The organism is Parahaliea mediterranea (assembly GCF_017255185.1).
Taxonomy (GTDB): domain Bacteria; phylum Pseudomonadota; class Gammaproteobacteria; order Pseudomonadales; family Halieaceae; genus JAFKCZ01.
In genome coordinates this window covers 196,708-211,167 of the sequence record NZ_JAFKCZ010000005.1, presented here as the reverse complement: position 1 = coordinate 211,167, position 14,460 = coordinate 196,708, and the positions used below count along the sequence as shown (strand labels likewise).

Genomic DNA, 14,460 nt, shown 5'->3' with positions numbered 1-14,460 from the left:
GCGCGCTCAGAACACCCGGAAGCGCCGCTGCACGTGGCGCTGGCGCACCGCGATCGCCCGCCGCCGCGCTTCCGGCGTCACCCCCGGGGTATCCCCGGGGAAACAATCGCGAACCGCCTCGAAGGGCACTTTGCGCGCTTCTATCGTGGGCCACTGCGCCTGCGGCGGCAGCTCGCTATAGGCCCAGCGGTTGGAGAGGTAGCCCCGGGGCAGGCCGGTGGTATCGATCCAGTTGGGCACCCCCGGGTCGCGGTGGGCCACCACCCAGCGCTGCACGCCGTCGGCGCCCATGTGCATCTGGAAGCCGTTGAGGCTACTTTGGTGGTTGGCGTAATCCGGCGACTCCCCCCACAGGTTGCCCAGGTGCAGGCTGGTGTACACCGGCTTGCCGTGATAGCGGGCCTCGATGTAGAGGGCCTCGTCCCCGGCCAATTCGAAAATGCCCCCGGCGTAGATATTGGTGCTCATGCCGCCGCCGGTATCGCCGGAGGCCGCGTTGGGCCGGTTGTAGCCGTTGACCGGCATGAAGTAGCGGCCCTCCCCCTCGTGCGTACCGTTGCAGTTGAGGATGCGGTCGTAGAAGGCGAGCCAGAAATGCATCTGCCCGCGCACGATGCCCCCCAGGCGTCGCAGCCGCGCCGCGGTGTCCTCGCCACTCAGCGCCGGCGGCCGGCCGCCCTCGGTATCCAGGCAGGTGATGGCCAGGTGCAGCGGCTCCTCCCGCGCCCAGTCGTAGAACAGCTGCCGGCCGCTGATGTAGGTGGCGTAAAGCTCGCCTCCCTCCGGGTCCTTGCGCGACGGCGGTTTGCGGGTGCAGATGAAGTTGCCGGTATAGCCGGCGGGCCGCTCCGGCCCCAGGTGCAGCTCCAGCGTGCCGTCGTCATCCACCGCCAGCTGCGAGATATCGAGGGTGCCGAAGCCGGTGCGCGCGCCCGGCATCAGTTCGCGCAGATCGCCCGTGTCCCCGGCCATGGGGCCGCCGGTGACCTCGAAAATCAGGTACTGCGGCGCCAGCGGCCCGCTGGCCGCGCGGGGTTCGCCGCGCCAGTGGCGGCAGTCGGGCAGTTGCGCGGTGACACGGTAGTGCCTGCGCCCGTCGAGGGGAGCGTAGAAATAGATCGCATCGCTGTTGTCGATGGTGGACTTGTTGTACACCGACAGCGCATTGCGAAAGGCGGGGAACGCCGGATCCTCGTGGAAGGCCCGCTCCACCGCGTGGTGGATAAAACCGGACAGGTAGCGGTAGCCCTCCGCCAGGTTGCGGTCGCTGGGCGCTGGCGGAAAGTACTCGGGGCCATCGATGGCGTCCCGCGCGGCCTGTAAATCGGCAATCAGTTCATCCCAGGCGGCGCGCAGCTGCCGTTGGCCGCCGTCATCGTCGGTGCTCGTATTTACGTCCATGTCAGTCATTGTCGTCTCCGAGATCCGCGGGTAAAAAGGCATCGCCCAGTACGGTTCGACCGTCCAGGCTGTGTACCGGCCTCCCCAGGGCATGCAGCAGGCGCCGGCTGTAGGCGGTACGCCCCACATGCCGCTGGGAACACAGTACCAGCGCCGCCTCGGCCATCATCTCCACCGGCTCCGCCATGTCCGGGTGGCGGCGGGCGATATCGCGCACCTGCTCCGCACCGGGAGTCAGCACGATGCTTTCAGGCGCGAGGGTATTGACGCACACGCCCTCGGCGGCCACCTCGTGGGCCAGTCCCTCGCTGTAACGGTTCAGCGCCGCCTTGGTGGCGCCGTAGGCGGCAATCACATGGGCGGCCACGGGCGAATCCCGGTAGGGCACAACCGGCTGGTCGCAGGTGGAGGAGCTGATGTTCAGGATCCAGCCACGGCCCCGCTGGCGCATGCCGGGCAGCGCCTGCTGGGCCAGGTCGATGGGCGCGTTGAGATTGAGCTCGTACATCCAGCTGCGCTCGGCGGCGGTCACCGCGCTGGGCAGCGCCATCTTGGCCCCGGCGGCGTTGTTGACCAGGATATCCAGCGGCCCCAGGGCCTCCTCGGCCCGGGTTACCAGATCGGCGCGGGCCGCGGCGTCGCCCAGGTCACAGACCAGCGCCACGGCGGTGCCGCCCGCGGCGTCAATGGCCGCCACCGCGTCCTCCAGGGTGCCCGGCAGCTTGCCGTGCGCCCCCAGGCGCGAGGCGCAGAGCGCGACCCTGGCGCCCTCGGCGCTGAAACGCCGGGCGATGGCCAGGCCAATGCCCCGGCTGGCCCCGGTGATCAATGCGGTCTTGCCCTGCAATGCGCTCATGCGCTTTCCCCCGTCTTATTGTGTGCCGGCGCCGCCGACAGGCGCGGCCATTGATACTGCTCGAACAGGGTGTCCAGCTCCCGCTCGATGCGTTCCACCGATAACGCGTAGTCATCGATACTGTACTCGAAACGCGCCTGGTGGCCGCGTTCCCTCTCCTCCTGCGCCCGCAGCCAGCGGTCGAAACTCGCCGATACGGGCAGGCCCAGGGCCCGGTAGATCGCATGCACCGTCTCCCGCGGCCGGGCGGTCATGTCGCGGTAGTCGACAAAGAGCTGGGGCGTATCCGGGTGGCGGGCCAGGGCCGCGCGGGGATGCAGGAAGGACTCGAAGGCAATGTCGGTCATCACCCGCAGGGACGCGTCGTACTGCGCCGGCGTCCAGCCCTTGCCCTTCCAGGTGACCTCCAGCAACTTCAGCGTACTGGGAATGCACTGGTGGGGGTTGCGCACCATGACCACGAAGCGCGCGTCGGGAAAGGTTTCGATCAGCGCCTCCACCCAGCCGCACATCAGCGGGTTCTTGCTCAGGTGGATGCGGTCGCCGCCGTTCAACAACAGCTGGCGCTTCACGCACTCGCGGTAGTGGTGCAGCCAGCGGCGGCGCTTGCGCGCGGGCATGTGGTCGACGTGGAACTGGTCGACCTTGTGCATCAACGGCACGTCCAGGGCCCACTGCTGGGTGACGAAGGCGGCGCGCATCACGAACTGGTCCTCCTCCGCGTTCCACAGGCTCATGTCGTGGATATGGCGGTAGCGGCCGAAGGTGCGCTCGTCCCAGGCTTTGAGGCGGCGCAGGCAGGGTCCGCCAAGGCGCGCGTCCAGCCGGCCCAGCGCGCGGATGACCTTCTTCTGCAACAGCGAGGGGAAGAACAGCTCCCAGTACAGGAAGTAACTGAAGGTATCGCCGTCCGCCGCCAGCAGGCGATGGGCCAGGGTGGTGCCGCTGCGCGCGTGGCCGATGACGAATACCGGCTGTTCCACCCGCTGGCGCCACAGCCGCGGGAACAGCAGGTAGTCGAGCATGAAACAGAGACTGTGAAACAGTGTGGCCAGCGGCACGCCCACCAGCAGGCGCACTAACATGCGCGGCCGTCCCGGCCAGTCCTTCAGGGACCAGACGTGGCGCAACACGCGCCAGTAGTACTGCAGATCAAAGTACACCCGGGCTCTCCTCATCTCGCAACAACAATCAGCCTAGGTTCGCGCCCTGCCGCGCACAACTGGCATTACGCCGGCGAAAACTAAAATACAAGGTATTGATATAGCTAGAGTTTTCTTCGCTCCGGCTGGGCCGCGAGCGGCGCCCTTACATTTCTTCGCGACGAGCGCCGCCATCGATCCGCCGCCCCGCGCAAAAGTGTCCGATGTGTCCGGCCACTGTCCGCTTACCCGGGGAATTGTGTCCGCCGCGCCCGCGAAGCCGGCCGGCACCGCGGCCGGCCACCTCCGCGCCTCATCCTCGCGAGCACCCCAAGCGATTGTTTTTAAAGCATTAACTACATCAAGCTCCGGCATTCCCTGGGGGCCGGCACAGCTTGGCACGCGTCCTGCTATGGATAGACCGCCACAACAGCGCCCCGCAAACACCACCGCGGGGCCCGGACAAACAGCGTAGAGCGCACCATGATCAAAGACACCTCCGCCCAGGACAGGACACTGACCCCGCCGGGAATCCCCTGGCGCCGCCTACTGGGCATCGGCCTGGTCCTGCTGGCGGGGCTGGGCGCCACCGGCTCGGTGGTGGCGCGCTGGTTCAGTGACGAGATTGCCATCAACAGCGAGCGCCTGCGCATCGCCGAAGTCACCGTGGGCAACCTGGTGCGCGACGTCTCCGCCGCCGGCCGGGTGGTGGCCGGTGTCAGCCCCACCCTCTACGCCCCCAATGCCGGCACCGTCACCTTTCGCGTGCGACCCGGAGACCACGTGGCACAGGGCGCCCTGCTCGCCGAGATCGACAGCCCCCAACTCACCAGCCAGCTGGCCCAGGAGCGCGCCCGCCTGCAGCGCCTGGACATCGATGTGAAGCGCCAGGCCATCGAAGTGCGCATGAACGACCTGGCCGCGCGCAAGGACCTGCAACAGGCCGCGGTGGCCCTCGACGCGTCGCAGCGGGAGTTCGAGCGCAACCAGCTGGCCTGGGACCGGGGCGCGATCAGCCAGGTCGACCTGCGGCGCGCCGAGGACGAACGCGCCAGCGCCCGGATCGCCCACGACCACGCGGTGGAGGACATCAAACTGAACCGCGCGGCCTGGGACTTCGAGCAGAAGACGCGGGAGCTGGAACTGCAACAGCAGGCGCTGCTGGTGGAGGAGCTCGAGCGCCTGGTCGAGGGACTGTCGGTGCGCGCCCCCATCGCCGGCAGGGTGGGCAGCCTGCTGGTGGCGGACAAGACCTCGGTCGCCGACAACGCCGCCCTGCTGAGCGTGGTGGACCTCAGCCAGCTCGAGGTGGAGGCCCAGGTGCCGGAGATCTACGCCGACGCCCTCGGCCCCGGCCTGTCCGCCCGGGTGCGGGTTGGCAACAGCGAACACCCCGGCACCGTCACCAGTATCTCCCCGGAGATCGTGCAGGGCCAGGTGGCCGCCCGCATCCGCTTCGACGGCGAGCTGCCCGCGGGCCTGCGCCAGAACCAGCGCCTGCAGACCCGGCTGCTGCTGGAGGAGCACAGCGACACCCTGGTATTGACCCGGGGCCCCTTCCTGGAGGACGGCGGCGGCCGCGTCGCCTACGTGCTGCGCGACGGCTACGCCGAACGCCGCCCGATCGAGACCGGGTTGACCAGCGTCAGCGACATCGAGGTCCTGTCCGGGCTCGAACCCGGCGACCGGGTGGTGATTTCCAGCCTGGAACCCTTCCGCAATGCCGAGCGGGTGCGCCTGGAATGAGCGGCCGCTCCCCATCAACTCATCGTAACTACCCACACAAGGACGCTCCCATGCTGAGCATGCAGAACCTGAACAAGGTATACCGCACCCACCTGGTGGAAACCCACGCGCTGCGCGAGTTCAGCATCCACGTGGACGAAGGCGAATTCGTGGCGGTGACCGGGCCCTCCGGTTCCGGCAAAACCACCTTCATGAACATCGCCGGCCTGCTGGAGGAACACAGCGGCGGCCTCTACCAGCTCGACGGGGTGGAGGTCTCGGGCCTGTCGGACCGCCGCCGCTCGGCGATGCGCAACGAGAAGCTCGGCTTCATTTTCCAGGGTTTCAACCTGATCCCCGACCTGAACCTGTTCGACAACGTGGACGTACCCCTGCGCTACCGGGGCTTTGGCGGCGGCGAGCGCCGGCGGCGCATCGAGCGCGCGCTGGAGCAGGTGGGCCTGTCCTCCCGGGCCCGGCACTTCCCGGCGGAGCTGTCCGGCGGCCAACAACAGCGGGTGGCCATCGCCCGGGCCCTGGCCGGCGAGCCGCGCATCCTGCTGGCGGACGAGCCCACCGGCAACCTGGACAGCACCATGGCGCGGGCGGTGATGGAGATACTGGAGGGCATCAACGCCAGCGGTACCACCATCATCATGGTCACCCACGACCCGGAACTGGCGGCCCGCGCCAGCCGCAACGTGCACATTATCGACGGCCAGGTGACCGACCTGCGCGGCACCTTCGCCGGCAGCGACATCGGCATACCCGCCACCGCCTGAGGAGAGCGCGCGATGAACCGATACTACTTTTGGCTGGCGGCCAGGAGCCTGAAGGGAAGCCCCTGGCTGAGCGGCCTGATGGTGCTCGCCATCGCCCTGGGCATCGGCACCTTCATGACCTCCTATGCCATCTTCCACGCCATGTCCGGCAACCCGATCCCGCACAAGAGCCACCAGCTGTTCAACGTGCGGCTCGATAACTGGAGCCCGGAGGAAGCCTTCGCCGAACCGAACGAACCGCCCTCGCAGATGACCTACCGCGACGCGCGCTACCTGGCGGAGGCGGGCGCGGCGCGCCACCAGACCGCCATGTTCCGCGTGGGCATGGCGGTGCAGCCGCACAACCCCGACATCAAGCCGCTGCGCACCTTCGGGCGCATGACCTACAGCGACTTCTTCGCGATGTTCGAGCCGCCCTTTCTCCATGGCGGCCCCTGGACACGCCAGGATGACCGCGGCCGCGGCGCGGTCACCGTCATTTCACGCGACCTGAACGACCGGGTGTTCGGCGGCGACAACAGCGTGGGGCGCAAGCTGCGCCTGGACGGCGCGGACTACACCGTGGTGGGCGTACTGGACACCTTCGATCCCCTGCCCCGCTACTACGACGTGGTCAACAACGGCCCCTTTGCCGAGGGTGACGATTTCTACCTGCCCTTCACCCTCAACGACCGCCTGGAGCTGCGCCCCAACGGCAACAACAGTTGCTGGAGCGACCCCGCCGAGGACAGCTACCAGGGCTACCTGGACTCGGAGTGCGTATGGGTGGCGCTGTGGGTGCAGCTGGACTCGCCAGCGCAACGTCGCGACTACCAGGCCTTCATCGACAACTACGTGGGCGAGCAAAAGCGCCTGGGCCGCTTCCCGCGCCCGCTCAACAATCGCCTGGACGATGTGATGAGCTGGCTGCGGGTGCAGCGCGTGGTGGACGACGACACCCACATCCAGCTGGGCCTGTCCTTCGCCTTTCTGCTGGTCTGCCTGCTCAACACCGTGGGCCTGATGCTGGCGAAATTCCTGCGCCGGGCGGGGGAAGTCAGCGTGCGCCGCGCGCTGGGCGCCAGCCGCGGCCAGATATTCCGCCAGTACCTCACCGAATCCGCCCTGCTCGGCGCGGCCGGCGCCCTGCTGGGCCTGGGCCTGGCCTCGCTGGGACTGGCGGTCGCCCGCCGCCTGTCGCCGGACATGGATATGCTCACCCGGCTCGACCCGGGCCTGGCCCTGTTTGCCCTGGCGGTATCGGTGACCGCGGCCCTGCTCGCCGGGCTCTACCCCACCTGGCGGGCCTGCGCGATCGCCCCCGCCAGCCAATTGAAAACCCAGTAGGAGCCGAGCCATGGAAATTCGCCCGATTCTCGCCACGATTCTGCGCAACCCGGTCGGCCTGATCCTGATCGGCCTGCAGGTGGCCCTCACCCTGGCCATTGTGGTCAATGCGCTGTACATCATCACCACCCGCCTGGACAACATGCGCGCCAGCGCGGGCATCGACGAGGACAACCTGCTGACCATCAGCAGCACCGCCTTCTCAGGCGACGAGAGCGACACCCTGGCCAACACGCGGCAGGACCTGGACTACCTGCGCGGACTGCCCGGGGTGGTCGATGCCATGGCGGTGAATACCCTGCCAATGGCCCAGTCGGGCTGGTCCACCGAGATCGAGGCATCGGAGGACCCCGACAGCCACGCCGTGCCGACGGCCATTTACTTTGCCGACCACAGCCTGGTAAACAGCCTCGGTCTGGAGCTCATCGCGGGGCGCCCCTTCCGGGAGGCGGAAATCAAACCCTACACCATGGACCAGACCCTCAAACCCGACGTGTCGATTATCAGCGCCGCCCTGGCACTGGCCCTGTTTCCCGATATCGACAACCCGGCACAGGCCCTGGGACGCCACAGCTGGAACGGTGACGAGAACGACCGTTTCGCCACCGAGATCGTGGGCATCGTGGACGGCATCAAGGCGCCCTGGAAGGGCTTCTCCGTGGACATTTTCAATAACGTCGTGTTCGTACCCTTCATTCCCCTGTACGGCAAGACCGGCAGCTATGCCGTGCGCGCCGAGCCCGGCCAGCTCGACCGCCTGCTCGGCTCCCTGCAGCAGGAATTGACCGAGCTGAACCCCCAGCGGGTGGTGCGCGATCCGCGGACGTTTTCGGAGTTTCGCGAGCGCTTCTTCCGCGGCGACAAATCCATGGCCGTGATGCTCAGTGTGGTGGTGGGCCTATTGCTGCTGGTGAATGTACTGGGTATTGTCGGCCTGGTGAGTTTCTGGGTCACCCAGCGCACCAAACAAATCGGCACACGACGCGCCCTGGGCGCCACGCGAGGCAATATCCTGCAATACTTCCTGGTAGAAAATGCCCTGATCAGCAGCGCAGGCGTGTTGCTGGGCGCGGTACTGGCAATGGCGCTGAACAACTGGCTGGCCAGCGAGTTCCAGGTCCAGCGCCTGCCCTGGCACTACCTGGCTGGGGGCTCGCTGGCCCTGCTGCTGACCGGGCTGGCGGCGACCTGCGTACCCGCCCTGCGGGCGGCCGCCATCCCCCCCGCCATCGCCACCCGCAGCGTGTAGGTGCCCCATGACGAAAACCATTCTGGTGATCGATGACAACGCCGCGGTCTGCCAGGCCCTGGAGCTGCTGTTCGAGCTGGAGGGCTGGCGGGCCCTCAGCGCCCCCGCGCCGCAACGGGGTCTCGAGGTGATGGCGCGGGAAGCCATCGACCTGGTGGTCCAGGACATGAACTTCAGCGGCGACCAGACCTCCGGCGACGAGGGCGTAGCGCTGTTTACCGCCCTGCGCGCGCAGCATCCCGGCGTGCCGGTGATCCTGCTCACCGCCTGGACCCACCTGGAAACCGCGGTGGAGCTGGTGCGCGGTGGCGCCGCCGACTACCTGGGCAAGCCCTGGGACGACCGCAAGCTGGTGACCACCGTGCGCAACCTGCTGGAGCTGGGCGACGCCAGGAGCCAGCTGCGCTCGCTCAATGACAGGCAGGCCCAGGCCCGGGACAGCCTGGCGCGGGAGTTCAAGCTGGGGGACATCGTGTTCGCCGACAGCGCCACCGAGAACCTGATCCGGCTGGCCTGCCAGGTGGCGCGCTCCGACGTGCCGGTGCTGATCACCGGCCCCAACGGCGCCGGCAAGGAACGCGTGGCGCGGCTGGTGCACGATAATTCCCGGGTGGCCGGGGGGCCCTTCGTGTCGGTGAACTGCGGCGCCCTGCCCAGGGACCTGATCGAGGCGGAGCTGTTCGGCGCCGAGGCCGGCGCCTACACCGGCGCCAACCGGGCCCGGGTGGGCCGCTTCGAAGCCGCCGACGGCGGCACCCTGTTCCTCGACGAGATCGGCAACCTGTCCCTGGAGGGGCAGATGAAGCTGCTGCGGGTGCTGGAAACCGGGCAGTTCGAGCGCCTGGGTTCCAACCGCACCCGGCAGGTGACGGTGCGCATCGTGTCGGCCACCAACGCCGACCTGCCGGCGATGATAGCCGCCGGGGATTTCCGCGAGGACATCTACTACCGCCTCAACGTCATCGAGCTGGCGCTGCCGCCACTGGCCCGGCGGCCGGATGACATCCTGCCCCTGGCCAGCGCCTTCCTGGGGGACGACAAGCGTTTCAGCCCGGCGGCCGAAGCCGCCCTGTGCCGCCACGACTGGCCCGGCAATGTGCGCGAATTGCGCAATGCCGTCACCCGCGCCAAACTGCTGTGCCAGGGCGCGGTGGTCGATACCGCCGACCTCGGCCTGCCCGGCGCCGGCGACGACGCCAACCCCGCGCGGGGCATTCGGCGCCGCGAACCCTCGCGGGAGGACATCGAGGGCGCCCTGCAACGCGCCGATGGCGTGGTGGCGCGGGCGGCGCAGCAACTCGGCCTGTCGCGCCAGGCGCTGTACCGGCGCATGGAACGCCATGGCCTCCACTAGAGACCGCAAGCGGTGACGCGCGCCCTGCTGTGGCTGTGCCTGTTCGCCCTGGCGGTGGGCCTGCACGCCCTGCTCGGCTTGTGGTTGGCGGGGCCGACCCTGTGGCTGGCGACCCTCGGCGGCTTGCTGCCACTGGCCCTGCTGGCAAGGGCCCTGGAGAGCACACCCTATCGCCGCCAGCTGCGCGCCCTGTCGAGTATGATCGCCGGCTGGCGCGACAGCGATTTCGCCCTGTCCATCAGCGAGCCGAACTCCGCGGAACTGAAGAGCCTGACCGCCGAACTCAACGCCGTGGCCACCCTGCTGCGGCGCGAGCGCCACGGTCTGGTGCAGCGCGAACTGCTGTTGCAGACGGTGATCCAGTCCAGCCCCATGGCGGTGCTGCTGTGCGACCGCGGCGGCCATGTGGTGCTGGCCAACCTGAAGGCCCGCCAGTGGTTTGCCAAGCAGGGGCAACTGGAGGGCCTGACCCTGTCGCGGATCAGTGAGACCCTGCCGGACGAGCTGCGGCAGGCCCTGGACACGGACGGCGAAACCATCTGTTCCCTCGGCCAGGAGCCGGAGCTGGAAACCTACCACGTCTCCCGCACCCGCTTCGACCTGAACGCCCAGGCGCACTACCTGGTGCTGATGCGCCCCATGACCCGGGAACTGAACCGGCGCGAGGCGGCGGTATGGAAAAAGGTGATCCGCCTGATGAGCCACGAGATCAATAATTCGCTGGCACCGATCAGCTCCCTCGCCCACTCCGGGCGCACCCTGGCCCGCCAACACGGCGTACCCGCCCTCGACCGCGTGTTCGACACCATCGAAAGCCGCGCGCGCCACCTGAACGACTTCATCGGCGGCTACGCCCGTTTCGCCAAGCTGCCACCGCCGGTTCCACAAGCGGTGGCGGTGCGCGCCTTTCTCGACCCCCTGTGCGGGGCCCTGGACTGCGACTACCAGGTGCCAGAGCCCGACGCGATGGGCCACTTCGACCCGGCCCAGATCGAGCAGGTACTGATCAACCTGGTGAAGAACGCGCTCGAGGCGGGCTCGGAGCTGCGCGATATCGCGGTGCGCTGGGTGGCCGGGCCGGAGGAGGACCGCCTGCAGGTGTGCGATCGCGGCCAGGGCATGGCCGGGGATTCCATGGAGCGGGCCCTGCTGCCCTTCTACTCCACCAAGCGCAGCGGTTCCGGCCTGGGCCTGGCCCTGGCCCGGGAGATCATGGAGGCCCACAACGGCCGTATCGAACTGGCCGCCCGGGACGATGGCGGCACCGTGGTGTCGCTGTGCTTCCGCCGGGACGCCGCCCCGGCCGGGTAGCGCCTTCGCAATCACCTACCGCGGGCCGGCCACTGGCCACCGAAGGCGCGGATACCATGGGCAGTGGTTTTCCAGCGTCGATCGCGGCACACTGACGCCGCTGACCGAATTCGACCGCCACGGCCCACACGCCATGACCGACAAGCAACCGCCCCGCGCCCGCAAGCGCCCCCGCCAGAGCCGCTCGCAGATGACCATGCGCGCCATCCAGGAGGCCTGCCTGAAAATTCTCGCCAACGAAGGCGCCGACAAACTCACCACCCAGCGCATTGCCGATGTGGCCGGCGTGAACATCGCCTCCCTGTACCAGTACTTCCCCAACAAGGAGGCCATCCTCTCCGACGTGTACGAGGCCCGCGTGGCGGAACTGGCGCAGCAGGCCGCATGTCGCTTCCGCGATATCCAGACCCTCGCCGACCGCTCCGTGGCCGATACCCTCGCCGCCATCATCGACATGGAATGCGAGCAACTGCTGGCGCTGCAACAGCTCGACCCCGACTTCTTCCGCGAATACCAGCACAGCTTCGACATCCACCAGCGGGTGGACGAACTCACCCAGTCCCTCGACAACCCCTCCTGGGACGACTGGCTGGGGCAGTGGCTGGACGAGCAACACTGCGACGGCCACCCCCGCCTGCGCGGCCCGTTACTGCGCCAGACCCTCCAGGGCAACCTGCGCGGCGCGCTACTGGAGCAACCATCGCTGCTGGCGGATGCTGAATACCGGGGCGAACTGCTGGCCTTGCTGCTGCGCTATCTTGGGCACGACGGGCCCCGATTGGATTAAGCCTTTCGCCCGGAATTCGTTCGCATTGCGGTAGCCTGTCGACTGAAAGGGAGCACATTTGTGGAACTAACCAATATTCTCACCCTGCTCGGGGCCAACCCGGACGGCTCGTTCCTGGAGTTCGCCCCGTTCAACGGCGAGTCCTTCGGTGCCTGCAGTTTCACGGGGACTTCACCTGTGTGGGAAATGCATCCCGACACCGACGAATTCTTCTATGTCATCGAGGGCGAGGTCGAGATTACGCTGCTTGAACAAGGCGAATCCCGGCATTACATTGCGCCGGCGGGCTCGTCGTTCGTTGTACCCAAGGGCACATGGCACAAGCCGGGGGCTCCGGGCGGCGCGAAGTTCTTTTATTTCACCCCTGGTGAAACCCTGCACTCCGAAGACGAGGTTCCCGGCTGACGCCCGACGCTGTATTCGCCCATCTTCAGGCTGGCTCGGGGTCGCGGCAATGCAAACGCTCCAGGCGAAAAACCAGCACAGCCCTGTGGTTACCGCTGCCCAAGCCGGATGTACCGCGCTTGATTGACAATGCAACAGAGAGATACCTTACTGAATAGATAAGATATGCGTCGAAATACCGGGACTTGGGACCAGAACATGAAGAAACACATTGTATTGATCGCCTGCCTGATCGCACTGATGGCCATCGGGCTTCCCGCAGCCTGGATACTCGATACCGACATGCCCTTCTCGATCGTGGTCGCGGGGACAGGTATCATCGCCTTTTTTGGTCTTTACGATATCAGTTTACCGGAGTCTCCGACCGCACAGGACAAGGAAAGCTCACTGAGGTTTTCCATCGCCGGCTCCCTCGTCATTGAGTACATTGTACTGGTCGGCGTGGTCGCATTCTTCAGGGAAGGCCCAGATGACATGCCCATCATCACTCAAACCATGTTGTCCAATTTCACCTCGGTGGTTGGCGTGGTCATTGTGTTCTATTTCGGATCGTCGGCCTATTTGCAGTCGAGAAAGCAGGGAGACAGCCGCGCCGAAGACCAATAGTCATCTATTCATGAATTGAAAGAAATCTTTACACAGGAAATACAGCCAATTACCCGACGGGCGCTGGCGGCTTACGTCGCCCCCCGGACCGGGTCTTCCGGCACTAGGCGATTCACACAATGTACGACAAACTCATTCACCACCTGAAGTACTGGTCCGGTATTTTCCGCCAGGCGGCCGATTTCTGGCTGAAAAGCCACGCCTTCGCCAACGCCGGCTCACTGGCCTTTTTCACCCTGTTTTCGATTGCGCCGGTGATGATTGTCATCGTCAGTGTGATAGGCGTTTTCTACGGCCAGGAGGCGGCGGAAGGGCAACTGGTGCTGCAGCTCCAGGAGACCATCGGCCCGGAGGCGGCCGAGGCGGTGCAAACGGCCGTGGCGAGTTCCAGCCTGAAAGGCGGTGGCCTGATGGCGACGATTGGCGGGATTGCGGCGATGCTGATCGGCGCCACCACGGTCTTCGGGCAGATGCAACATTCGCTCAATGAAATCTGGGCGGTGGTACCCAAGCCCTCCCGCAACAGTCTTTTCCTGTTGCTGCGCAAACGCCTTACCTCGCTGACCATTGTGCTCGCCGTGGGCTTCGTCATGCTGGTATCGCTGTCGCTGAGTGTCGGCTTGCGCTTGCTGATACAGCATTTCCAGGGCTGGCTGCCCTGGTATGACGTCGCATTCAGCGCGCTGGACCTGCTGCTATCGCTGCTGGTCGTATCACTGCTGTTCGGCACGATTTTCAAAGTCTTGCCGGATGTGGAGCTGAGCTGGCGCGACGTGGCGCTGGGATCGATTCTAACCGCGGTCCTGTTTAGCATCGGGCGATCGCTGATTGCCCTGTACCTGTCATATACAGCAACCGCCTCCACCTATGGCGCGGCGGGCTCGCTGGTGCTGCTCCTGCTTTGGGTCAATTACTCGTCGCTCATCCTGCTCTACGGCGCCGCCTTTATTCGCGCCCACCTGCGCGCTCGCGGCCGTGTGATACAGCCCAAGAGCGTGGCGGTGAGAGTGCGCCAGGAAATCATCGAGGAACCCCCTACAGAGCGGCCCACAAACGAAGGCCATTAACCGCCGCGGCGTCATATCGCGCTCACGCTTCGCCTTCGGCGGCGCCCCCAACCGCCGCCAGCCCTTGCCGCACTACCAACCCCGTTTGGCCCGAGAGAAAACAGCGGGCAATCTCACAAATTTTGCGAGCTTTGATCCCGCGCCGCTCTAGAGCCGCGCCGATACGCCCCTCGCCGGCACCGCTTCACCCGCGGACAAACGGCCTGTAACAAAACTTTAGCGGCAGCTACATACGGCAGTCACTCCGTATTCACATTGCACCACCACAATGCCGTCCCGTCTGAGCAGCGGCTACCGGCGCCCTTAGGGGGGTAACGCCGGGGGAAGACAAGAGCGGCCACAAGGTCGCCAGCTCCCATTAGCCAAAGCATCTGCCAGTCCTGATGTATACAATCGAATGGAGAATCACCTTGACTACCTTGCACTTCAGTAAGGCAGGCCTGCCTTTA

The 14,460-nt window shown here is 66.5% G+C and carries 13 protein-coding genes; 10 read left to right on the top strand and 3 right to left on the bottom strand.

What is annotated here, in order from left to right; genetic code table 11:
• Positions 1-6: 6 nt before the first annotated feature.
• Genes JYP50_RS07830 through JYP50_RS07820 form a run of 3 tightly spaced genes read right to left on the bottom strand, consistent with a single transcriptional unit; the run spans position 7 to position 3,420 of the window.
• Positions 7-1,410, bottom strand: coding sequence for a hypothetical protein (locus JYP50_RS07830; RefSeq protein WP_206559941.1), 1,404 nt, complete (start codon positions 1,408-1,410; stop codon positions 7-9).
• Positions 1,403-2,257: an SDR family NAD(P)-dependent oxidoreductase gene (locus JYP50_RS07825; protein WP_206559940.1), complete on the bottom strand. Its 855-nt coding sequence runs from the start codon at positions 2,255-2,257 to the stop codon at positions 1,403-1,405. The genes JYP50_RS07830 and JYP50_RS07825 overlap by 8 nt, the downstream gene beginning before the upstream one ends.
• Positions 2,254-3,420 (bottom strand): sulfotransferase, encoded by a 1,167-nt coding sequence (locus JYP50_RS07820; protein WP_206559939.1) that lies wholly within the window; start codon positions 3,418-3,420, stop codon positions 2,254-2,256. Before JYP50_RS07820 ends, JYP50_RS07825 begins: the two co-directional genes overlap by 4 nt.
• Positions 3,421-3,882: 462 nt before the next feature.
• On the opposite strand from JYP50_RS07820, the gene JYP50_RS07815 reads away from it, so the two are divergent.
• From JYP50_RS07815 to JYP50_RS07770, 10 genes are all read left to right on the top strand, one after another.
• The gene (locus JYP50_RS07815; protein ID WP_206559938.1) at positions 3,883-5,145 is read left to right on the top strand and encodes an efflux RND transporter periplasmic adaptor subunit; all 1,263 of its coding nucleotides are present in this window, start codon (positions 3,883-3,885) and stop codon (positions 5,143-5,145) included.
• A 50-nt stretch (positions 5,146-5,195) separates the two neighbouring features.
• The gene (locus JYP50_RS07810) at positions 5,196-5,906 is read left to right on the top strand and encodes an ABC transporter ATP-binding protein (protein ID WP_206559937.1); all 711 of its coding nucleotides are present in this window, start codon (positions 5,196-5,198) and stop codon (positions 5,904-5,906) included.
• A gap of 12 nt (positions 5,907-5,918) precedes the next feature.
• On the top strand, positions 5,919-7,232 hold the full coding sequence (locus JYP50_RS07805) for an ABC transporter permease (RefSeq protein WP_206559936.1): 1,314 nt from the start codon (positions 5,919-5,921) through the stop codon (positions 7,230-7,232).
• Positions 7,233-7,242: 10 nt separating this feature from the next.
• Positions 7,243-8,481, top strand: coding sequence for an FtsX-like permease family protein (locus JYP50_RS07800; protein ID WP_206559935.1), 1,239 nt, complete (start codon positions 7,243-7,245; stop codon positions 8,479-8,481).
• A gap of 7 nt (positions 8,482-8,488) precedes the next feature.
• The gene (locus JYP50_RS07795; protein WP_206559934.1) at positions 8,489-9,835 is read left to right on the top strand and encodes a sigma-54-dependent transcriptional regulator; all 1,347 of its coding nucleotides are present in this window, start codon (positions 8,489-8,491) and stop codon (positions 9,833-9,835) included.
• Positions 9,836-9,847: 12 nt separating this feature from the next.
• Positions 9,848-11,146 (top strand): ATP-binding protein, encoded by a 1,299-nt coding sequence (locus JYP50_RS22125; RefSeq protein WP_206559933.1) that lies wholly within the window; start codon positions 9,848-9,850, stop codon positions 11,144-11,146.
• Between the two features lie 133 nt (positions 11,147-11,279).
• A complete protein-coding gene (locus JYP50_RS07785; protein ID WP_206559932.1) occupies positions 11,280-11,933 on the top strand; it encodes a TetR/AcrR family transcriptional regulator in 654 nt (217 codons plus the stop codon).
• 60 nt (positions 11,934-11,993) lie between these two features.
• Positions 11,994-12,338, top strand: a complete 345-nt coding sequence (locus JYP50_RS21775; protein ID WP_206559931.1) for a cupin domain-containing protein — start codon at positions 11,994-11,996, stop codon at positions 12,336-12,338.
• Positions 12,339-12,536: 198 nt separating this feature from the next.
• Positions 12,537-12,944 (top strand): hypothetical protein, encoded by a 408-nt coding sequence (locus JYP50_RS07775; RefSeq protein WP_206559930.1) that lies wholly within the window; start codon positions 12,537-12,539, stop codon positions 12,942-12,944.
• Positions 12,945-13,063: 119 nt separating this feature from the next.
• Positions 13,064-14,011, top strand: coding sequence for a YihY/virulence factor BrkB family protein (locus tag JYP50_RS07770; RefSeq protein ID WP_206559929.1), 948 nt, complete (start codon positions 13,064-13,066; stop codon positions 14,009-14,011).
• The last annotated feature ends 449 nt before the right edge of the window (positions 14,012-14,460 follow it).